At 45.3% G+C, this 21,995-nt stretch carries 21 protein-coding genes and 1 tRNA gene; 5 read left to right on the forward strand and 17 right to left on the reverse strand.

Annotated elements, in window-relative coordinates; translation table 11 throughout:
- Window positions 1–43 precede the first annotated feature (43 nt).
- Window positions 44–916 carry an alpha/beta hydrolase gene (locus QUA23_RS25600; RefSeq protein ID WP_333078659.1) on the reverse strand — a complete coding sequence of 291 codons (873 nt, stop codon included), beginning with the start codon at window positions 914–916 and terminating at the stop codon, window positions 44–46.
- A gap of 387 nt (window positions 917–1,303) precedes the next feature.
- Between QUA23_RS25600 and QUA23_RS25605 the strand changes: the two genes are divergently transcribed.
- Entirely contained in the window at window positions 1,304–1,798 is a 495-nt protein-coding gene (locus tag QUA23_RS25605) for a GAF domain-containing protein (protein ID WP_333078658.1), read from the forward strand.
- 203 nt (window positions 1,799–2,001) lie between these two features.
- On the opposite strand, the gene QUA23_RS25610 is transcribed toward QUA23_RS25605, so the two are convergent.
- The 8 genes from QUA23_RS25610 to QUA23_RS25645 form a co-directional block, all read right to left on the reverse strand.
- Entirely contained in the window at window positions 2,002–2,322 is a 321-nt protein-coding gene (locus tag QUA23_RS25610) for a XisI protein (protein WP_333078657.1), read from the reverse strand.
- A complete protein-coding gene (locus tag QUA23_RS25615) occupies window positions 2,310–2,669 on the reverse strand; it encodes an element excision factor XisH family protein (protein ID WP_333078670.1) in 360 nt (119 codons plus the stop codon). Before QUA23_RS25615 ends, QUA23_RS25610 begins: the two co-directional genes overlap by 13 nt.
- A complete protein-coding gene (locus QUA23_RS25620; RefSeq protein WP_333078656.1) occupies window positions 2,629–2,997 on the reverse strand; it encodes a hypothetical protein in 369 nt (122 codons plus the stop codon). Before QUA23_RS25620 ends, QUA23_RS25615 begins: the two co-directional genes overlap by 41 nt.
- A 257-nt stretch (window positions 2,998–3,254) precedes the next feature.
- Window positions 3,255–4,001: a hypothetical protein gene (locus QUA23_RS25625; RefSeq protein ID WP_333110578.1), complete on the reverse strand. Its 747-nt coding sequence runs from the start codon at window positions 3,999–4,001 to the stop codon at window positions 3,255–3,257.
- 248 nt (window positions 4,002–4,249) lie between these two features.
- Window positions 4,250–7,210 carry an excinuclease ABC subunit UvrA gene (gene uvrA / locus QUA23_RS25630; protein ID WP_333078654.1) on the reverse strand — a complete coding sequence of 987 codons (2,961 nt, stop codon included), beginning with the start codon at window positions 7,208–7,210 and terminating at the stop codon, window positions 4,250–4,252.
- 73 nt (window positions 7,211–7,283) lie between these two features.
- Window positions 7,284–7,727, reverse strand: a complete 444-nt coding sequence (locus QUA23_RS25635) for a retroviral-like aspartic protease family protein (RefSeq protein WP_333078653.1) — start codon at window positions 7,725–7,727, stop codon at window positions 7,284–7,286.
- 121 nt (window positions 7,728–7,848) lie between these two features.
- On the reverse strand, window positions 7,849–8,475 hold the full coding sequence (locus tag QUA23_RS25640; RefSeq protein ID WP_333078652.1) for a 7-carboxy-7-deazaguanine synthase QueE: 627 nt from the start codon (window positions 8,473–8,475) through the stop codon (window positions 7,849–7,851).
- Window positions 8,476–8,698: 223 nt separating this feature from the next.
- Window positions 8,699–9,397, reverse strand: a complete 699-nt coding sequence (locus tag QUA23_RS25645) for a class I SAM-dependent methyltransferase (protein WP_333078651.1) — start codon at window positions 9,395–9,397, stop codon at window positions 8,699–8,701.
- Between the two features lie 953 nt (window positions 9,398–10,350).
- Between QUA23_RS25645 and QUA23_RS25650 the strand changes: the two genes are divergently transcribed.
- Together QUA23_RS25650 and QUA23_RS25655 are read left to right on the forward strand one after the other, a co-directional pair.
- Complete coding sequence (locus QUA23_RS25650; protein WP_333078650.1) at window positions 10,351–11,121, forward strand: hypothetical protein; 771 nt, start codon at window positions 10,351–10,353, stop codon at window positions 11,119–11,121.
- Window positions 11,122–11,473: 352 nt separating this feature from the next.
- Window positions 11,474–11,920: a hypothetical protein gene (locus QUA23_RS25655; protein ID WP_333078649.1), complete on the forward strand. Its 447-nt coding sequence runs from the start codon at window positions 11,474–11,476 to the stop codon at window positions 11,918–11,920.
- 229 nt (window positions 11,921–12,149) lie between these two features.
- On the opposite strand, the gene QUA23_RS25660 is transcribed toward QUA23_RS25655, so the two are convergent.
- Window positions 12,150–12,704, reverse strand: a complete 555-nt coding sequence (locus QUA23_RS25660; protein ID WP_333078648.1) for a cyclic nucleotide-binding domain-containing protein — start codon at window positions 12,702–12,704, stop codon at window positions 12,150–12,152.
- A gap of 329 nt (window positions 12,705–13,033) precedes the next feature.
- The gene (locus QUA23_RS25665) at window positions 13,034–14,017 is read right to left on the reverse strand and encodes a DUF1517 domain-containing protein (protein ID WP_333068623.1); all 984 of its coding nucleotides are present in this window, start codon (window positions 14,015–14,017) and stop codon (window positions 13,034–13,036) included.
- Window positions 14,018–14,457: 440 nt separating this feature from the next.
- On the opposite strand from QUA23_RS25665, the gene hemB reads away from it, so the two are divergent.
- Both hemB and QUA23_RS25675 read left to right on the forward strand, forming a co-directional pair.
- Entirely contained in the window at window positions 14,458–15,441 is a 984-nt protein-coding gene (gene hemB, locus QUA23_RS25670) for a porphobilinogen synthase (protein WP_333068624.1), read from the forward strand.
- Window positions 15,442–15,952: 511 nt separating this feature from the next.
- Entirely contained in the window at window positions 15,953–16,441 is a 489-nt protein-coding gene (locus QUA23_RS25675; protein WP_333068625.1) for a GNAT family N-acetyltransferase, read from the forward strand.
- Window positions 16,442–16,633: 192 nt separating this feature from the next.
- On the opposite strand, the gene QUA23_RS25680 is transcribed toward QUA23_RS25675, so the two are convergent.
- The 6 genes from QUA23_RS25680 to QUA23_RS25705 form a co-directional block, all read right to left on the reverse strand.
- Window positions 16,634–17,569 (reverse strand): HAMP domain-containing sensor histidine kinase, encoded by a 936-nt coding sequence (locus QUA23_RS25680; RefSeq protein WP_333078647.1) that lies wholly within the window; start codon window positions 17,567–17,569, stop codon window positions 16,634–16,636.
- 25 nt (window positions 17,570–17,594) lie between these two features.
- Window positions 17,595–18,188 carry an L-threonylcarbamoyladenylate synthase gene (locus tag QUA23_RS25685; protein WP_333078646.1) on the reverse strand — a complete coding sequence of 198 codons (594 nt, stop codon included), beginning with the start codon at window positions 18,186–18,188 and terminating at the stop codon, window positions 17,595–17,597.
- Between the two features lie 26 nt (window positions 18,189–18,214).
- Window positions 18,215–19,450 (reverse strand): YcxB family protein, encoded by a 1,236-nt coding sequence (locus QUA23_RS25690; protein ID WP_333078645.1) that lies wholly within the window; start codon window positions 19,448–19,450, stop codon window positions 18,215–18,217.
- Between the two features lie 112 nt (window positions 19,451–19,562).
- The gene (prmC, locus tag QUA23_RS25695) at window positions 19,563–20,537 is read right to left on the reverse strand and encodes a peptide chain release factor N(5)-glutamine methyltransferase (RefSeq protein ID WP_333078644.1); all 975 of its coding nucleotides are present in this window, start codon (window positions 20,535–20,537) and stop codon (window positions 19,563–19,565) included.
- Window positions 20,538–20,685: 148 nt separating this feature from the next.
- The gene (locus tag QUA23_RS25700; RefSeq protein WP_333078643.1) at window positions 20,686–21,522 is read right to left on the reverse strand and encodes a Tic22 family protein; all 837 of its coding nucleotides are present in this window, start codon (window positions 21,520–21,522) and stop codon (window positions 20,686–20,688) included.
- A gap of 151 nt (window positions 21,523–21,673) precedes the next feature.
- Window positions 21,674–21,747: transfer RNA gene (locus QUA23_RS25705), tRNA-Pro, on the reverse strand.
- Between the last annotated feature and the right edge of the window lie 248 nt (window positions 21,748–21,995).

The following is a 21,995-nucleotide window of genomic DNA, read 5'->3' on the forward strand; positions in this document are numbered from 1 at the left end:
TACTCGCCGGCTCAGTAGCATTCGGATCTAACTGGATATGATATTAAATGAACTTACTCCCCAAAAATTCCCTCATATACCGATTCACTAACTGCGGCTGTTCCTGCTGCACCCAGTGGCTGCAATTAGGAATGTAATGAATCTGAAAATCCCGGACGTAATCTGCGGTTCCATAGGTTAACTCTTTGCCGAGGGCGGCATCATTTTCTCCCCAAATCATCAGCGTCGGAACTTCCAGAACCCTCCAATTCTGGCGATCGAGAAATCCGCCAGCTATATTGCGGTAATAATTGATAGTAGCAGTTAGAGCGCCCCGTTTGGCAGCCGCATCTTTGTAAGCTTCGATATCTGAGGGGCTAAAGGTGCTTTTGTCCACTGCCATACCTTCCAAAGCAGCAGAAATTGCCTGATAGTCGCCCAACTGAATTAACAACTCCGGCAAAACTGGCAACTGAAATAAAAAGATGTACCAACTTCTCAGCAATTGTTGAGGAGTGCGTAACCCTTCAGCAAACTTTGCCGGATGCGGTAGATTCATCACAATTAATTTATCCACCATTTGGGGATAAGCATAAGCAAAACTCCAGGCGATCGCGCCTCCCCAGTCGTGACCAACTAAGACGCAACTTTCGTATCCCAAACCCTGAATAATTCCCTTGACATCTTGCACAAACTCTGCCATCACGTAAGCAGATTGATCGTGAGGTTTGTCGCTGTCGTTGTAACCCCTGAGATCTACAGCGACGACTTTATAATCTGATGCAAATTCTGGGATTTGATGCCGCCAAGAATACCAAAATTCAGGAAATCCGTGCAGCATCAGCATCAGCGGCCCAGAACCTTGAGTGACATAGTGCAGTTTGATGCCGTTCGTAGGGATAAATTCGTGTTTCCAAGCAGCTTTTAGCACAGACATATTTGATGCTTCCTCTAGCTATCGAGATAGCCTAGCAGTTCCTCTGTTTAAGAGGAACCAACTTTAGGCATATCTAGCAATTATCCAAGCACTTGTAAACTCTTCCTTTTCTCTTCATTTGTGGAACAGGCGTCCCCTTGGTGGTTTTTCGCGCCAAAAAAGCCGTAGCTTGCGGGGTCCGACGCGATCGCCCGTTGCCCAAAAAGATTGCTATCTCTGTCCAAATAATAGTATAATGTTGCTGGCATCCAGACAACTGTTAAGCCAAAAATTACTCATTTTTGAACGCGCAAAAATCCCGAAGCGCAACATTTTGAGGTCTTGTGTAGGTGCCAGTTCAATAATTAATATCTGGCGAGTGTACTAGGAATTAAAGGAGTTAATACTATGTCGGGCGATCGGCTGCAAAACATTGTTAACCGCTTGACAGATCGTCTAAAGCGCGACGTATTAGTTGAAAAATCCCTCTACGACATTCGAGAAACTTTGCAGAGCGATCGCGCCGTGCTGTACTATTTTTATAGACAGTGGCAAGGTCGAGTGACTTACGAGATGTTGAGTGCGATCGAACTCTCAATCTTGGGTTCAACAGGGCCAGATGAGTGTTTTAACGGCGACTACGCTGCTTTGTACGAAGCCGGCAGAGTTAGAGCAATTACAGATATTGAAGTAGAACCAATTCACCAATGCCACCGAGATTTTCTGCGTAGCCTGAAAGTTCGCGCTAATTTAGTTGTGCCTATTTTAACAAACAAAGGACTGTGGGGGCTGTTAATTGCTCATCAGTGCAGCGGGCCCCGCACTTGGTCGCGATCGGACATTGAATTCATGCAAAGAGAAGCCCAAAATATGGCACTTTCTCCCACAATTCAAGATAGTTAATATCGCATCTAATATTAGTACATAATATACCAGGATTTCACCCTCGAATAATGTAACCGATCGCCCCTTGGAGTAGTATGAATCTCAGTGTTCAACCGTTTTCGAGTTCGGGTGCATTCTCTCGGCGATTGCATATTACCAAGCAACCAGAATCCTGTCCCAATCGATCCCGATATTCATCTAACTGTTCCACACTTTTGTCTCTAGGAATACTTGGTGACAAGGAGTTTTCGGATGCTGGGGGAGCGAAACCCAAGAATGATATCTTGAGGAGACACGCCACGTTGAATCAGTTCTCGATCGATGTAGATTTCGGTGCTGTTGTGTTGAATCCAGATTTGATTTTCGATGATATCGAGCTGCATGGCACAGCCATAGATGCGATATTCGTCGCGCCATTCGTTGTGCATAACGAGGTAGCGATCGCGGGCCATATCGAAGATTAACTGAGCATTTGCGTCATTTGTAGAAAAGTCTTCGAGAAAGTCACAAACAATTTTGCGGTATTCGTTTAGTCTATCCATTGGTCGATCGCCTCACGTGTTGGATTGTAAATAATTAGTCGGATTTCATAACGTTCGATGACAGTTTTTGCGGGTTCAAATCTGAGAAACATTTGGTAGGTATCGGTGGGCACTGCCAGATACAGTATACGTTCTGGTTCGCTAGAGACTTCGATGGCAATGCGATAGTTGAGGAATTGACCGAGGGCGGTGTGGAATTCAGAAATCGTAGAGCCACCTGCGAAACTTTTGACTTCTACAGCTATTTTACGTCCTTCTTTTTCAGCGGCGATCGCTTCTTCGGCTGCAAGAAGATCGATGTAGACATCAGCAACACCATAACGTAACTGGTAGGGATCGTGGGTAATCTTTCAGCCATCTTTTTGTAGGGCGATTTTGACCGTGTTGTGGAAGAGGTTCTTTGCCATTTTTAGATTTTACCCAAGGATTTACATCGGAACTTAAGGGTGCACCGACTTCCACCGAAACCATGACGGCGGTGTATTGTCCGCTGTCGCTGAGTTGTTTGGCTAAAGCTAGCATGGCGGTGGTTTTACCGACTTGTCGGGGTGCATTGATGACGAAATAGCTGCGTTGATCAATTAACCTTTCTAAGCCCGGTAAGCGCAGCATTGGGGGTAGCACGTAATGAATGTCTGCTTGGCAGGAGCCTGCGGTATTGAACCAGCGTGGCATAGGTAAATTGGGGTTAATGGAATTGCTCTCAGTTTACTGTGCTGTTGCTGGAATGGTGTTCTATTGTTAAGCGGGGGTTTGTATTGACTGATAGGGCTGGATGAGAATCTCAGCGGGAATTCCTAACTCTTGATTCAGCTTCCGATGTCATAACGGATTGAGACAATCAGCCGTAAAATGCAGCGGCGAGAAATAACCTCGAATTCATCAGCAGTGGTTTTTGCTCGTCCGCTGCCATAAACTGTTACCCCTAGCGCTTATGGTGACTGGCTTTCATCCTTTTTAATTAGCTTTAAACAAGCGTGTATCGTTGCCAGAGAGTAATAGAACATCCAATTATACCAAATGGCTTTGTCATAATCCTGCTTTTGGCCATCCTTGTGGTGTCGTATTGAATAGTTATTAGCTATATTAAATAAAGCGCTCTCGGCTTCGCTTAATTTTACTTCCTTAATTTGATCGCGCAGCCACTCAAGAACATCAAATAAGTTTCGAACTGCATCAAACTTTTCATCTAGAGATGAGCGAGAACGTCTAAATTTAAGAATTGCGGATTCAACTCGCTGCTCAACATTTTCAAGATCGTAAGGAGGCAGTTCTGCAAGAACTAACTCCTTCAATCCTTGCTCGGAAAATTCTAGAATTTCACCCTTTTCCGACAGTTCATATCCCTCTCTATAGTCACACAAGAGCTGATTAATCCTATCTCTAAATTCTTGCTTACCAGTATCCCTATCGAAGGTGTCATAAGAATCTCCATGATTACTCCATTCATCGTCTCGATAAATCGGCTCAGAAACATTATCGTAAAGAAACTCGATGACATCAAACAAGTCATCCTCTGAATAATTCTTACATTTTTCCTCAATTGGCCATAAGTCAGATTTCCTGATGGCGAGAAACATTTGTGCTTCTATATCAGCACCTTGATAACCCAAGTTTTGCTGAAAATAATCTTTATTTCGGAAATCAAGATAAAAAGCTTTGAAAAGTTGAACGAACATGGGTAGCTCGTAGCGACTCGCATCAGGATTTTTGCCAGTACGATTAGAATAGTATTTCCGATTCATGAACGATTATCCCAATTTTGTAAATATATCCGGAAGGGCGAAGGATTCGCACCTATATTCTATTAATTATACGACGTATTTTAATTGTAGGGTGCGTCAGGGGAGTTTCTTAAACGATTATTGAAGGTTTAAATATCTGACGCACCTTACTAATTATGAGAATGGCGTAATTCCTGTTAGTATTAACTAGCGGCTACAGCCTCCCCCAAAGGATGCTGCTGCAAAACCGCTTGCAAATACTTCCCAGTATAAGACCTCTGATTTGCCGCCACCTCCTCCGGCGTCCCCGCCACAATAATCTCGCCGCCCTTATCTCCCCCTTCAGGCCCCAAATCGATCGCCCAATCGCAGCACCGAATTACATCTAAATTGTGTTCGATTACCAAAATTGAATTCCCCTTATCCACCAATCTTTGCAGCACATTTAACAAATGGTGAACATCATAAAATGACAAACCAGTCGTCGGTTCATCGATTAAATAAAGCGTTTTCCCAGTAGCCCGGCGCGACAGTTCCGTTGCCAATTTTACCCGCTGCGCTTCCCCCCCAGAAAGCGTCGGCGCCGGCTGTCCCAACTGAATGTAACCCAAACCAACATCAACTAAAGTTTGCAGTCTGGCGCCCGCCCTGGGAATATTTTTAAACATTTCCAAAGATTCCTCTACGGTCATGTTCAAAACATCAGAAATCGACTTGCCTTTATACTTAACTTGCAGCGTTTCCCGGTTGTACCTTGCACCCTTGCAAACCTCACACTGCACGTACACATCCGGCAGAAAATTCATCGAAATCACGTTCACGCCTTGGCCGCCACAAGCTTCGCACCTTCCCCCTTTTACGTTAAAAGAAAACTGCCCCGCTTTGTAACCTCTTGCCTTCGCTTCAATGCTTTCGGCAAACAAATCCCGAATCACATCAAAGACTCCCGTGTAAGTAGCGGGATTAGAGCGCGGAGTACGACCGATCGGAGATTGGTCAATTACAATTACTTTATCAACCACATCCTCTAGAGAGCGTTCGCCTTTAGTTTTGAGGGCGTCCATATCGGGTGGTAAAGGCACTTTTTTGGTGATATAGTGTTGCAGCGACGGGTACAGCAATTCATTGATTAAAGTTGATTTTCCCGAACCAGAAACCCCCGTCACGCAGACGAGTTTTCCCAGCGGAATTTCCACATCAATATTTTTTAAATTGTTGCGCCTCGCATTTGTGATTGAAAGAGCTTTGCCGTTGCCTTTTCTCCTTTCATTAGGGGTTTCAATTACTCGCTTTCCCGACAAATAAGCACCCGTCAAAGATTCCTCTGCCGTTAGCAAATTTTCTAAACTTCCTTGGGATATAATTTTGCCACCGTGAACGCCAGCGCCGGGCCCGATATCGACAATGTGGTCGGCCGCTCGCATGGTTTCTTCATCGTGTTCTACGACAATCAAAGTATTGCCTAAATCGCGCAATTTTGTTAAGGTTTGCAGCAGGCGAAAATTGTCTCTTTGGTGCAGTCCGATGCTCGGTTCGTCCAAAACGTAGAGCACGCCTGTCAAACCAGAACCGATTTGAGTCGCCAGCCGAATTCGCTGGGCTTCTCCGCCAGAAAGCGTCATTGCGGCGCGGTCTAAAGTCAGGTAATCTAACCCGACATCGAGCAAAAATTGCAGCCTTGCTTTGATTTCTCTCAGGGCTAAATCGGATATTTGGAATTGCCTATCGCTCAAGCCCAAATTATTCACTCTTTCGCGGCATTCGCGAATCGAAATACTGGTTAAATCCACAATTCCGTACTGTCCCAACCGCACCGAAAGCGCTTCGGGTTTCAAGCGTTTGCCCTGACAAACCTCGCAAGAGCGATCGACCCGATACTGTTCCAGCTTCTGCTTGATAAGATCGGAACCAGTATCGTCGTACTGACGCTGCAACATGGAAATTACGCCATTAAAATCTCTCCTAAAATCAGTGCTACCGTCGCGCTTTTTACTTTCTGCGGTGCGCTTTTGCTCATTGCCGTACAAAATCACCCGCTGGTGTTCGGGCTTTAATCGATACCAAGGAGTGTCGATATCAAACCCACAACTATCAGCAATACTGCAAAGCAAAGAAAGATAATAGGAATTATCTTTGTCTGACCAAGGCGCGATCGCACAATAAAGAGGCGCTTTCTCGTCGGGAACTACCAACTCCGGTGCAAAAGTCCGCAAACTCCCCAAACCGTGACAGTTCTGGCACGCGCCGTAGGGCGAATTAAACGAAAATAACCGGGGGGAAAGTTCCTCCATTACCGCGCCGTGTTCGGGACAAGCAAAGTTTTCGGAAAATACGATCGGCCCCTGTGGTTGGGCATTTTCTTCAGTCGGTAACTCTTCAATAATCGCAATCCCCTCAGAATGGCGCAAACAAGTTGCCAGAGAATCAACTAAACGTTCTTCTAAACCGGGTTTTTTAATTAACCGATCGACAACTATCTCGATATTGTGCGTATGATTTTTATCTAATTCGATATTTTCCGAAAGTTCTAAAATTTCTCCGTTAACTTTGACGCGAATAAATCCTTCCGCAGCTAAACTCGACAATAATTTGCGGTGAGTGCCTTTTTTTCCGCGCACAACTGGTGCCAGAATGTGAAAGCGAGTGCCGTCGGGAAGTGCCATGACTCGATCGCACATTTCATCAATTGTCTGCGGCGCAATGCAGCGATCGCAAATCGGACAGTGCGGTTCGCCAGCTCTGCCGTAGAGTAATCTGAGATAATCGTAAATTTCTGTAACAGTGCCAACAGTCGATCGCGGGTTGTGAGAAGTTGACTTTTGGTCGATTGAAATAGCCGGACTCAAGCCTTCGATTGCGTCCACATCCGGTTTGTCCAACTGTCCCAAAAACTGGCGCGCGTAGGCGCTGAGAGACTCGACGTAGCGGCGCTGTCCCTCGGCAAAAATTGTATCGAAAGCCAGGGAAGACTTACCAGAACCCGATACGCCAGTAAAAACGATCAGTCGATCGCGCGGCAGTTCCAGATCGATATTTTTCAGGTTGTGCTGTCTCGCACCGCGAACCCGAATCGTATTTTGGTTGTTAGAGTGAGAATTCGTCACATTATGCCCGTTGCGGGATGCACTTGGCTGGCTGTTTGAGGTTTCGGCGCGTTGGGACATGAGAGTAGTGCAAAACAGTGCTTAACCATCTTAGCGCTGCCTTTGGAATTGCTGGCATCCAAACTCAAGAATATCAAAGAATTGTCAAATAAGTTTCCGTCGGCCCGTCGGGCAAAACCTTCAAACTTTGATGCTTCAAATCCACTTCAATTCCCAGCGCTTCCATCGGAATCACGCCTAAAAGTGGCGTTTTCCCCTCTGGCAATTCCAAACACTCAAAAGTCCCTTCGCGCCCGCACAGAGAAATCTTGGCATCTTGAAAAATCCTCGCCTCACTAATGCCCGTGGCTGTTTCCACAACCACCTGTTTGAGGATTTTTAAACCCAGTCTGGCGATGACATCTTTAGGCAAACACAAAGTTGTCGCGCCCGTATCCACCAAAACATTTTCTAGAGTAACAGACCTCACTTGCTCGATTGGGATCAGACCATCTTCTGCTTTAGCTTCATCGATCCTATTCGTAATTACTAAGGTTGTGATAACTTTTCCCATTGGAGTTTCCGTAGTTGTTTCCATTACGTTCCAATTATCATAAATTGCTGCTTTAATTATAGCACCTATTTGCACAGATTGTAAGGCGGCGATGCACTACCCATTCTGCACCGCCCTGACGAATATCTCTGGCTAAATCATCAAATTATTGCACGCCAATAAACTTGTGAGTTTGCAAAGATAGCCTGTAACTAGGATTTTGTCTCAGCAATTCTAATATAATCGGAATTGCTGATTTTTTTGAGTTCCATTCTGGTTGCAAGAAAACCGGAATATTCACATTTTTTTCCAAAAACTTCTGATAAAATTCAACTTCTTCACCCGTGCTAATCACTAACTTAATTTCATTTGCTATAGTCCAAAAAAGCTCTTGCACCGGATATTTAGGATTGACGTGTTCCTTCGGAGAAAGAGTAATCCAAGCCTGCGGGGAAACATCCTGCCAGCAAGCACCCGAAGTTTCAATACTCACCTGCTTGTCAGCTTCTAGCAAAGCTTCAACTAACTCAGGCAAATCGCGGTGAATGAAAGGTTCGCCGCCAGTAATGACAACCCTCGGAGACTGCAATTGAGCGAGCAATTGTGCGATCGACTGCGGCACAGACGGCAAATCTTTGCCCCCATTTGCGTAACCCGTGTCGCACCAAGGACACCGCACAGGGCAACCGGCCAATCTGATAAAATCAACTAAAGTCCCCGTCCAGTAACCTTCGCCTTGAACAGTACACTGAAAAGTTTCGTGAATTGGTAATTTTAGTTGTAAATTAGACACCCGAAGTTACGCCTCAAATCAATTAATTACGTTGTTTATATATAATATTCTTAAATTGTTATTTCTTCGCGGTTTGCAGCAATTAAAAACTATCATGGACGCATAAACGGGGTTTATGAAAAAAAATTATCTGTTTTATCCCAGAAGCTTGACTCAGAAATTGGGTTTCTTCATAGCTTTTGTATGAGTCCTTAGAAATTCACCACAAACCGCAAATAACTCTTTAATTATACTGTTCCGGTTCCATCATGGTAGCCCAACGGCGTTTCAATGCCAAAGTCAGTCCGTCAGCAATGGGGACAACACTGAGAGTAACTCTGGGATCGTTACGCAATTTGTCGTTAAAAGTACGAAGGGCGGTGGTGCTTTCGTCTTGTATTTGAGGGTCAGCAACTCGTCCAGACCACAGAACATTGTCAATAACAATTAAACCGCCATTGCGTACAAGTTGGAGCGATCGCTCAAAATAAGCCTCATAATTTTCTTTATCAGCGTCGATGAAGGCAAAATCAAAGGTTCCAGCTTGTCCCTCGGCTATTAGTTTGTCGAGAGTATTTATTGCGGGACCCAACTGCAAAGAAATCTTATTAGCAACGCCCGCAGCTTCCCAATACCGTCGTGCGATCGCAGTATATTCCTCGCTGACATCGCAGGCAATAATCTGACCGTTTGAAGGCAGCGCCAAAGCTACGCACAGCGAGCTATAACCAGTAAAAACGCCAATTTCTAAGGTTTTTGTCGCTCCCATAAGCTGCACCACGAGCTCCATAAACTGACCTTGTTCGGGAGCAATCTGCATCTGGGCCATAGGATGTTTAGCAGTTTCTTCCCGTAGTGAAGCGAGAATATCGGGTTCTCGCAGAGAAATAGATAACAGATAATCGTAAAGTTGATTTTCTAAGCCAAGAGTTGAGTTCGCCATCGGTTTGTCCTTGCTGCTGACTTTTGATTTTAGATTATAGATGCGCTGTTAATGGAAATCGGAGACTGTAGAGTTAATTTTGGCACCTATTTTACTGTGGCTGATGACAGGTTGCAGTAGCAGTGTCTCGGTTACACAGAGGCAACTTGCAAAACGCGCGATCTACTTCCAAATCAGTTTATCTCAGCTACAGGTGATTTAGCAGCTCTGGAAAAGAAAAAGGGAAGAGGGGAGCGTTTTGAGATTCCTGCTTTTCTAGCACCGTGTAACGCCGTTAGTGATACGATTTCAAAAGATTAATGGAACGGTACACAAGCTGCAAACCCATACATAATGAGCTATTGCCCATTTCACATCTCAAATAAATCTCAAATAGTATGAGTTGGCGAGAAAGTGACTTCATCCCGATCGCGAACTAGACAAACTGCGAAAAACATAAGTATGTCATTGCCAGTGGAATGAAGCAATCCCAGAGGTTGTGATTCGTTTACATTTTGTTACATTTTTAAGTTTTTTCGTGTCGCTCTACTTAATCCCGAATGACTAATTATTGAGGACTTACGCACTCCCAAAAAACAAACCGTTTCCTTTAAGCCTTATTTATGGGTTAAAGCCGATTTATTTTCCTGAAACAAACCAGGAGTCTAGAAATCCTGAGGCCTCAGAGTATTACTATTCACTAACAAACTGAGTTTAATAGGACGATTACTTAACTGTCACAGCTTATTCCTCCACACCTAAAAAAGCTACCCACAATCAAAATAACATTCCACGATTCAGGTAGAGCAAGTATTTGTGGACCAAAGCCCGGCTTGTAGCAACCTTTGAGCCGCACTATTACTCATAACTAAGGAACCGGGATTAATAGGACGATGACTTAACTGTCACAGCTTATTCCTCCATACCGAAACAAGCTACCCAAAATCAAAACAACATTCCACCAAGGCATCGCTATGTATTACACTTTCGCAGGTTTTGGTGCCGTCACAGGCATATTTTTGCTGCTAGTTTTTGCCATTCTCCAATGGCTGCACGTCCCTGCCGGCAGTTTTATTGATTGGGTAATTGCCATTGCTATTTTTGAATGGCTGTTGCTGATAGTTACAGTTCCCTGGAATATTCATTTTGAAGCAAAAGAAGTTTTAGCGCAAGCCGCAGAATCGACTAAAAAAAACATTGCTGTCGATCGGGAACAACTCCAATACGTTACTGTATTAGTTAGCCGATCGCTCTTTGTGGCGATCGCACTTCACCTGTTTAGCGCGATCGCACTTTACGCCCTAGCGGCCGCCGGAATTAGTGCTATTGGCTATCTCAGTTCCGGTGCTGCACTGCTGTTAACTGTACTGCGTCCAGCTATCCGAGGTTATCAGTATTTAGCCCAACGGCTGACAAGTATCCGCAGCCAATTTTTGTACCCCCGCGAAGATATTGTCGAACTCCGCAGCCGCTTTGCAGGGTTAGAATCTACAGTTAGAGATTTGACCAATCAATTAAGTTCAGACAATCCGAATTCGTGGGTGGCTGTCCAAAATCGGGAACGGGAAGCTATCAGAAGAGAATTAACTACGGTATCCGCATCTCTACAATCTTTGCAAGCGACAAATCAGGCAGAACACACTAAACTCAGAAGAGATGCAGAAAGTGCGATCGCCCAACTCACCGATGACGGACAATTTCTCAACCACGTCCGCGAAATCATCCGCTTCTTTAAAGAATCGTAAAGTCCGACGATTTTAGATTAAAGGATTGAATAATTGGGAATGACTGATGGCTATCGAGCTTGAGAACGGACCTACCGTAAAATTCTATCATTAGTCATTAGTACAATTCCCAATCCTCAACCTGCAATTGCCACTTCCCTATCTTTAGATAGATGCCAAATAGTCGCAGACAGTAAAAATTTAAATAAAAACCGAATTTTATCAGTCTTCAGGAAGAGTCCATCAAGGTATTTTCCCTCACAGCAATTTTTCGCAAACTATAACCAAAGATAGTTTGTGAATGAGCTAGCTTTGGCCTAATATTTAAACATAGCGCAAAGACCTTTTTGAAAATATAACTCAGGAATAAATCATGACTAATCGTCAACCAATACCCCCCAAAGAAGAAGTTAGCAAATCAACACCGGCCGACGAACAAATCGAAGCCAATATGGAAGCCCCCCACTACGACAGGGGCATTACTCCTGCGGAGACAGCAGCACGGCAAGAACGGGAAGGCGCTAATTTCATGCACACCACCAACGAAGGGAAGCAGAAAAGTGCAAAAACTGATGACCAAACCGATGACGAAAGCATTCACACCACAGACGGTTATACAGTAGACAAAGAAGGTCTGGTTAACAATTACGCGATCGAACCGGAAATGTACATTAACGAACCGGGCGATTTAAGAGCAAAAGAAGAAGCTGAAGCCGCAGAACGCGCTCAAATTCTAGCAGAAGTTAAAGATAAAAAAGGCGAGGAAGGAAAACTGACAACGGATGCAGACACCCGTGGCAAAGGGCCGGGCATTATCTAGATTGTGTGGTTGGTAGTTAGTTGCGTTTCAGCGCGCGAAATTGCAACTGCAAACCCAAGGGGCGGGTTTTTATAGTTCCGGCAGTTATCGATCGATATTTCCGGTACAGCCCGCCCCTATTTTGTTTTGCATATCGGTTTTTTGAGTTGAGAGGTTACATCATACATCTCTCAATTACCATATCAATCGGCAAGTTTTCACAGCCTGCTCAAAAACGCCTTAAAATTCCTCAAGCTTTAACATTTTCCCTCAGCCAATTAAACTTAGCCTCAGCTAGCGCCAAATTTTCCAGGACGTTAGGATTGATATCCTCTCGTTCAAATTCTGGTTGATCTAATTCAATATTGCGACCGTATTCTATATGTCTGATCGTACCGCGCATCCTGTCTGCCAGACACAGTGAAATTCCATAATAAAACCGGGAAGCAAAGCCCATATCCTGTTGAAGTTTGATTACTAACTGTCGGCGGGGAATTGCCAGCAAGTGAGTTTCTTCGATTGCCTTCACCGTTGCCAAAGGAGGGCGAGCATCAATGAAAGAGACTTCTCCCACAAGTTCTCCACTGGCTATTTTAGCTAGTTCTCTAGTGCGTTCAGCCTCGATCAAAACGCTCAAACTCCCCTTCAAAACAATGTAGAGCGCATCTATCTGTCTCCCTTCATGGATCAAAATCCCGCCCGGATCGAGAACTTCCTTTTTGCCTTTTTGGACGATCCAGTTGATATCGTCATTATTTAACTGGCTCAAAATAAAAAGTGCTTTTTTTCTGCTGCTGTCGGCCATAAGTTTTCGCTCTCGATCGCTTCTTCTTTCATATAAAATTTAGATGGCACGCGATCGCAACTTCTTCCGAAGCAGTCCTCGCTCAATACAGTTTTTTTACCCTGCCTAACTTCTTCGCAAAACCCCTATGAGGTAGGCTTTGCCCATAGCAGATGAATCACGCTGAATCATAATCTCTAAATACTAGCATTTGTTAAACAATCTTCTTTAACTCGATCGACCTCCCCAACATCCCGCCAAATGCCGTCTCCAAAGCCATCGGGTTCGTCCACACAGCTTTGGTACGGGATGGGGCGCGGCAGACAATGCTCCGCGCCCAGTCTTGCTCACTAAATCGATCGCAAATCAGGATAGCCCGCCAACATATCGTCAGCAGTCAGAGTGTCCCCGTTGGCTTGAGGAGTCCACAGCACCTCAATTGCCAGCAACTGCTCGCTCGATACTCCCCCAATCTGGCGCAAAGCTTGGCGCAAATCTTCAGAATTTTTCACGGCTGGCAATTGCAATTTACCTTGAGTACCGACAATCACCGTCACCACAATATATTCCCCGGGATCAGAATTCAAATCAGAAGCAACCAGCGCACCATTTTCCTGCAAACCAGGCAGGATCTTGCTGCTCCCTGCTTGTCGGAGCTGGTTGTTATAATTCGAGAGCGTTTCTTCAGTAAATTTGCTGCGTTCTGCCAAAGAAAATTGATTAAACTTAGCTTCGGCTGCTTCCAAGCGAGTTTGCACAGATTCAGCGCCCGCGTAAGCCCAGTATTCAGGATGCCGCAGCAGCGCCAGGGTAGATTCTTGCAGCACTTGAGCACGACCTGCTGCGGTATCGGTATCCGCTTTTAGCGCTAGAGAGTCGAGTTCGGCTTGCAAACCGCGGGCCTCTGCTAGCAAACCGACTTGCAAGCGGGCGACAGATACAGTGGTAGTAGGGGCGCTGTTGCCGAGTTCGTCAGTTCCACCCCCGGCGCGGCGGAAGCTTTGGACGAGGAAATTAGCAATCGAGATAAAAATCAAAATCGAGAACAGGCCGCCAAACCCGCCCCCAAAGCCAAAAAACGGCAGCAAGAACGGGAAACCGAAGCCACCGCCAAAGCCACCGCCCGGGTAGTAGCCTCCTCCCGACGGCGCGTAAGTGCGACTCGGGGATGAGTAACTGCGCGCTGGAGCACTAAAAGATCCGCCGCCGATGCGTCCTCCGCTGCGGGCAGCCAGAGCTCCATCAGCGTTACCGAGGGCTAGCGTCAGTACCAGACCGATCGCAAATAGTGATTTCAAAAGCGGTTTGATCTTTGAAATTAGTTGCTTGTACATAAGACCGTTACTATTCGATACATTTATAATTTACAGTCTATCCTCGCTTCTGGGCAGCCTGGTTATAGGTATGAAGCCAGCGAGATATCCGTACCAACCGATCCAACCACAGTTAGGCCTGAGTTTGCAAACGAGAAAAGCTGTAAAGAACTTGCATTCCTTACTAATTCATTCTTGCACCATTCTCAAGAGCCTGCTTTCGGGCCTGTTCTGTCAAAGACTGAATTTCCTGTGGGGAGTACGGGTTGGGATCTTCTAGCCCGCCCATAAAATGGTTATTGACAATGGTGCAACATCTCAGTTACTACAAACAATCGACCTCCTGGCTTTTACAGAACTTTACTTAAGTACAGGGCGATCGGCCAACAAGAAGCTTTAGACTTTTAAATAAACGCCGCCAGTCCTATAAAGCAGGACTTAATCTACCGTAAACAAACATAATGTTTCCAACTCACCGCCCCCGCCGCCTCCGCAACCATCCCCAACTCCGCCGGATGGTACGGGAAAATATCTTGACAACCAGCGATTTAATTTACCCCTTATTTGCCGTACCGGGGGAAGCTTTTGCTAAAGAAGTCACATCAATGCCGGGAGTTTACCAGCTATCGGTAGACAAAATAGTAGAAGAAGCCAAAGAAGTCTACGACCTCGGAATTCCCGCTATTATTTTATTCGGCATTCCCGCAGATAAAGACACAGATGCTACAGGTGCTTGGCACGACTGCGGCATCGTCCAACAAGCGACGGAAGCAGTTAAAAAAGCCGTACCAGATTTAATCGTCATGGTCGATACTTGTCTCTGCGAATATACCAGTCACGGTCACTGCGGCTATTTGGAAGTCGGAGATTTAAGCGGCCGCGTCTTGAACGATCCCACACTAGAATTGCTCAAGAAAACCGCAGTAGCTCAAGCTAAAGCTGGTGCAGATATTATCGCACCTTCGGGAATGATGGACGGTTTTGTCGGAGCAATTCGCGAAGGATTGGACAGTGCTGGATTTGAAGATATTCCCATCATGTCTTACGCGGCAAAATACGCCTCAGCTTATTATGGCCCGTTCCGGGATGCTGCAGATTCTGCTCCGCAATTTGGCGATCGGCGCACCTATCAAATGGACCCCGGAAACGGTCGCGAAGCTCTCAAAGAAATTGCTCTCGACATTGCCGAAGGCGCAGATATGCTCATGGTTAAACCCGCTTTAGCTTATATGGATATCATCTGGCGCGTGAAGGAAGCAACTAACCTGCCAGTTGCTGCTTACAACGTTTCTGGAGAATATGCGATGGTGAAAGCCGCGGCCCTCAACGGTTGGATAGATGAAGAAAGAGTAGTGATGGAAACTTTGACAGGATTCAAGCGTGCTGGTACTGATTTGATTTTGACTTATCACGCTAAAGACGCCGCCCGCTGGCTGCAAAACTGATTCACTGCCTTTGAGATTAGAGATTAAAGAATTGACTCCACAGCCCAATTTTCTGGTGTTTTCGTGGAGTCAATACCTCTGTCGATAGATAATTTTTGAGCAATTAGGCAAGACCCAAACTATCGTTTACACTTACCGATAAACGACGCATCGAGACCGGGTTTTTATCGTCTCAGTGGGCTGTAACTAAGTATTGCTATGAAAAAACCCGGTTTCTGTGTAGACACACTCCAAACCCCTAAAAAATCAGTCATTCCCATCTAAAATCTCAAAGCTCAAATCTCAAATGGTATGAGTTATAAGTTGGGAATTTTGACTCAAAGACTTTTTTACAAAATTTACCCCAAAAAGTATTAATAATCACGGAAATTAGTTAGAAAATATGGATGAATAAACATAGTTTTGTAAATGGGGAATTCAACCATTGATCGTTCCCAAGCAAAATCAACTTTCACTCCTGTAAAACAGTAAAAGTAACACAGTTTAGATACAACTTGAAGGCAGATTGAGCATGACATCAACGACTAGGGATTCCAGTCACATTCAATTTTGTATAGGTCGCGATCGCGCAGACATCGTACAGATCCAAGAACTATTTAAAGCCGCCGCCTTTTGGGCGAGGGAACGCAAGATAGAAGATTGGGAAATTGCGATCGCCAACAGCGAACCCGTTGTTACAGTTTGGGACGGCTCACGGGCGATCGGCTTTGCCAGAGCCACCTCAGATGGGATCTATCGAGCTACCATCTGGGATGTCGCCATTCACCCGGATTACCAAGGTGCAGGACTCGGCCGTAAATTAGTGCAAACCGTCTTGAGTCACCCTCGGATGTGCCGAGTAGAGCGAGTTTACCTGATGACAACTTACAAACAAAGCTTCTACGAGCGCATCGGTTTTCAGCAAAACGCTAGCACCACCATGGTACTTGAAAATCAGTTTCTAGAAGAGAATCTCGAATTAGAAATTAGCAACGGCGAATTGCTAACAGCTAATTGTTAAATAATCACCCGATTGGCATCAAAATCTATAATATGTAGGGTGCGTAAGGGCGCACCTTACTCCCTATAAATAATTTCCTTCTTTCATCTTCCCTCGAACCTCTTCCCCACCTCCGTTAAATCTGTTAAATCCCTTGCCCTCTTCCCGACCTCCGTTATATCCCGTAGATTGCTCGTGGCCGAACTTTCTTCATCACAAAGTTGCCAAAGGAATAGAACACTGAGTCCGGTTAAAATTGCACTCTTCGGACTCAGAAGGCACAGCCAGAACCTCCAACTTTCCGCTCATCAAACTTAAAAGAGTCTGATTCATCAATAACCTCATTCCAGAAGACACCTGAGAATTATCACTGCTCTTGGTAACATCACACTCCAAATCGTGCTTCAGCAAATCCCAAGACTCGCTCCAAGCACTCACTGAACGCTGATCGTCCACCCAAATGTGAACGTACCCAGATTCCGGTGAAGCATGGGCAGACACAGAAATACTCCCCTCCTCCATCTGAGCAACAGCAGTATCTACCAAATTTACTAAAACTTGCCTAAACCTCGGCAAATCTGCCAATACATAAATCCCCGGATCGGGCGGCAATATCTCCAAACGAATGCCGCGATTAGCAGCTTGCAAGTAAGTTAAATCATCAACCTCGTCAAAAACCTTAGCTAACTGAATCGGCTCAATATCCATCCTTTCAGTGCCGTGTTCAGTTTTAGCAACAGAGATAATTTCATCTATTAATTTCACCAGCTTGAGCGCCGCGGCGTGAGCTTGCTCGACAAACTCTCGTTCCTCAGCAGGATCGTCGCACAAATCCGAGAGAATTAATTGCAGCGTACCAATCATAGTGCTCAGGGGCGATCGCAACTCGTGAGAAGTTCGAGCCAAAAAACCCGCCTTAAATTGGCTCATCTCCGATGCCATCTGATAAGCCAATTGAGTTTGCTTAAGTTGGTCAGAAAGGGCATCAAACTTCTCTAAGTGAATTTCTTGAGGAGGTGGGGCTACTTTGGGCGCAGGTTCTGGCTGTTGCGAGCTTTTTTGGCGCAGGCGCCAAATCAAACTGCTTCCCAAACCCAGCCCCAGTCCCATACCTAAATATATAAAGTCGCTCCAGCCGATCGGCGCCATATTGCTTTGCCTTGGAGTTTAGCTTTTAGCATTCTAACTCGATCGCGCCTTGTCGCAATATTTCCCACTCGCTGCCCGTCCATTTAGCCACAGTCGAAGGCAAACTCGAAGCTGTTGTCGCTGTTGCTAATTCAGAATGAACTAATGTCAAGACTTCGGGAAACTGAGCCTCAATTTCTGGCACCGACTCCAGAGGCGGCTGGCCGGATAAATTGGCACTGGTAGTAGCCAAAGGGCCTGTCTGCTCTAGAATCTTTAGGGCAAGGGGAAGGTTAGGCACTCGTATTCCGATTGTAGTCGGGTCGATGGGATTCATCGCCGCCGGGACTTTTGGCGAAGCCGGCAGCACCAAAGTTAAGGCCCCCGGCCAATAGGATGCCGCTACTTGCTGCCACAATTTTAACTCTGCTGGACTTCCCTGCACGTAAGGCCACAAAGCCTCTGCTGATGCTGCCATCAAAATCAGCGGTTTGTCTTGACTGCGACGTTTAGCTGCAAAAATCAACTCCGAGCGATCGGGCCTGGCAGCCAAAGCGGGTACGGTATCAGTGGGAAAGCTGACAATATAATCTCCTGAAATTGCCCCTTGAATCAAGGAGTCGATCGAAACTTGCGCCATCGGATTTTTAATTTTAGATTTAAGAATTACTTCTGCCTTTTATTTAAAATATTGTAGCTGCTTTTCCCGATATTGTTGTGCAGCAATTTTTTGAAAACCGACAATTCCTCTTCACCGCTAAATGCACGCTTGGGAAGTATAAAGTGCGAGCTTTTTGACACAGGATAGAGGGACGGTACAGGATAAATTAATAATAAATTTCGGGTTTCAATAAATATTTTAAAAGCTTCCCATTTAAATTTTCCTTCCCAATTAGGAGTTTTAATTGCCAGCCGGTTTCCTATCACTTCCACACTTGTAGGTTCCCCCCAGTTCATCTGCATGACGCTCATCGGCATCTTTATCTTTATGCCACCGGGCTTCACAATAAATTTAGAGAATAAAATACATAATAAAACTAGCATCGATATCCCCAAAATACCCAGCACTAATAAGTTAATTTCTTTCAATATTATTGCCATTAAACAAAAGCATACTCCTATTAGTAATTCCGATTTTACAAATTTTCTATCAATAGATTTTGAGGTGTGTTTTCTATCCCCCTCAGTAGCTTCTATGAGATCGTTAAAATTCAGTTGAAACTCAAAATTCCTTGTTTTCCTATCAACAACGTGAGGAACTGGCGGAATATTGCTGTATAGCAATTCTCTAAAGGCTTGAAGCTGATCTAGATTAAATGATTTTTTTGGAAAAAAATGCGGTAGATTGGAAGACTCCTCAAGATAGATAACGAACAAACTTTTTGTCTCTAACCAGTGCGAGTAAAATAGCCATTTGAGTATGAGGCTAACCTTTCCAGTTTCTAACTCCAGCCCAGATTCAGTCATTGTTAGAGTAATAAGTTCGTGCCAAATATTAGTTCTCTGTCTCCACCGAGAGAGTAACAGGAGTCCTAAAAATTGAAATAGCCAATGAAGAAGTTGTAAAATTGCCGCTATTAACAAAAAAGGTCCCACTGAAATTCCCGGTTCGATGCCAAATTTTATCGTCGGAAAGAAAAGCATATACCAAAAGAAAAACCGATTGAAGGAGCTGATATTGCACCACTCTAGGAAGTTCACAATAGGGAGGTAGCAGATGCCAAAACCTAAAATGAAATAACCCCATAGGGGATGTTGGCCAGCGATAATATTGACAATTCCCCACCCCACAAGAACGATAGGAAGACTCCACAACTTGACTGTATCGAGAGGACCTAATTTCGGGAAAATTCTACTAGCTTCTAAATATTCTTTGAAAGTAAACTGGTATTCCAACTTCACAGTGATACCTCTTGGGTGCTGAGTGCGATCGCAGTTTTTACCCCAACTATAATCTCTCAAAATCAAGCAAGTATACAGAGTCGAAAAATTCTCTCTTTGCGAGCCTTGCTCCCTACCGCCGATAGGCTAAAGCAAACCGATCGATTCCTGCTAAATCAGAAAATATCTGAACTTCACGGTAACTCCCGTGACTTTGCAGCATATCAGCTACCGCCTCAGCTTGTCCAGCCATCATCTCAACCAGCCAAACTCCCCCGGCTTCTAAATAATCGGGAGCCGTTTCTACTAAATGCCGGATGCACTCTAACCCGTCAAAACCGCCGTCTAAGGCCAGATGAGGTTCGTGCTTCAAAACTTCCGGTTGCAGAGTCAGCACCGTGCTGCTGGGGATGTAAGGGGGGTTAGACACCATGCCGCTGACTTGACCTTTGAGAAATGCTAACGGTTCCCACCACAAACCTTGATAAAAATTAATTCGCGATGAAAAACCCAAATTCTCAGCATTTAGTCGAGCAACTGCCAAAGCTTCTGAACTGCAATCTACCGCATAAACCCTAGCATTTGTCAACGCAGAAGCCAAGCCGATCGCGATCGCCCCGCTGCCCGTCCCCAAATCCACCCAATGCGATTTGGCAAATTCTCCGCCCCGAACCTCGGAGAAGTTTAAATCTTCTCCCCCCCTTACTAAGTTGGGGGGGGTAGATTTTTGATTGATATTTTCTGCTTCTAAACGGCTTTTAACCGCTTCTACAGCCAAATCGATCAGCAATTCCGTTTCAGGACGCGGAATTAGCACCGCCGGCGTTACTTTGAGCGAAAAATGCCGCCAATGTGCAACTCCCGTTAAATACTGCACCGGCACCCGTTCCTGTAAGCGCCGCTGCCACAATTGAGCAAGTTCAGATAAAGACAACTTTAATTCAATTTTTGGCAAATCTTTAAACGACTCCAAACGCAGAGCCAACCTATCTAAACCAGCCAGCTCTTGCAGCAGCCAGTCGATTTCTGCTAGGGGAATGTCATAGGTAATCGCCTCTGTTTTAGCTTGATTCACCCACTGCCAAAGCTCTAAACCAGAAACTAACATAAGACTTTGGTAATAATTGCTAATTGCTAATTGCTAATTGTTAATTGCTAATTTCTAATCCATAAATAGTAGGTTGAGTCGAGAAACCCAACCTACTAATCAATGACTGATAACTGATGACTAATGACTGATGACTGCTGGCTAACTATTAGCGAGCCGGTCGAGCTGGAGCCGGAGAGGCAGGAGCCGGCCGAGCTGGAGCCGGAGCCACCTGTGGATTTTGGCCCCCACCCGCAGGTTGGAGCGATCGCACAAATTCCAGCGACTCCCGCGACGGAATCAAAATCATTTGGGTCAAAAACGGGTCGTTCTCAGTACGCAAAGCTTCCAAAACGCTCTCCAAGTTCACCACCTCAATCTTAATTGTGGCGGTCACGTTCGGCTGCTGCTGCTTAAAACGATCGACCATTCCCTGTAAATCCTCCTTGTTAAAAAACAAGGGAATCACCTCTTGCTGGCCCCGCTGAATCGTCAAATAACCATTTTCCGCACCGCCTCTGGCCAAAAACAGAGGTACACCGTTGAACTCGTTAACTTGTTGACCAGTCTGCTGAAGTACAGTTTTAGCCGACTGCACCTGCTGCGGAGCCGGAACAAAAGCAAACTGCACTTCCTCCGGCTTGCCTTTATTTGCTTGAGTGATCTGATAAATTTCGCCTAGGGAGACTGGCATCACGCGCACCGAGGCCGCCAACTGAGGATTTTTGGTTTTCAGTTGATCGACAAAAGCTTGAGCATCTTTCTGGCTGATGAAAATTCCCGCCACGGAAGCATTACCAGTTTGACCCTGACCCTGCTTGGGAACAGAAGCGATCAGGGGCGCACCCTGAGCGTCTGTAATCGTAAATACTGGCACCGATCGCAATTTTTCTAAAATTTGCGGCTCCGGCAGTGCCAGTGCAGACATCTTGCCAATTGGGGAGGGGCCCAGCAGAGTGCTGCCGACTATTCCCAATATTGCGCCCAAACGAACTAATGATTTCATGTTTTTTCCATCAGGAGCGATCCTGAAACACATTAACGCAAAGACTGGCGACTTAACACGATCAGCAAAAACTGCCTCCATTTGTTTTCATTTGACGAAATGTAAACATCAGAGACAGTTATGTTTCAATATATTATTTAACATTGTGCGATCGGGATGACAGGATTTGAACCTGCGACATCCTGCTCCCAAAGCAGGCGCGCTACCAAGCTGCGCTACATCCCGGTGTTATAGTTAGCTAACCTCTAACCATTAACACACAAAACCGCTTGCTTGTCAAGCTTTATTAAATATTTAGCTCTCGATGCAGCTAAGGCGAAGTTTTTTCAGGTTGTGCGGTTTGACCCCACCGAAAAACCGATACCAGCCCCTGACTCCTATCGTGAGCTGCTCACAATTTTAGAACCTAGTTCAAGCTCCCAGATTCATCTGTGGAATAAATCTCAAATCTCAAATAGTTTCTTTGACTGAGG

The organism is Microcoleus sp. Pol1C5, from assembly GCF_036701115.1.
Taxonomy (GTDB): domain Bacteria; phylum Cyanobacteriota; class Cyanobacteriia; order Cyanobacteriales; family Microcoleaceae; genus Microcoleus.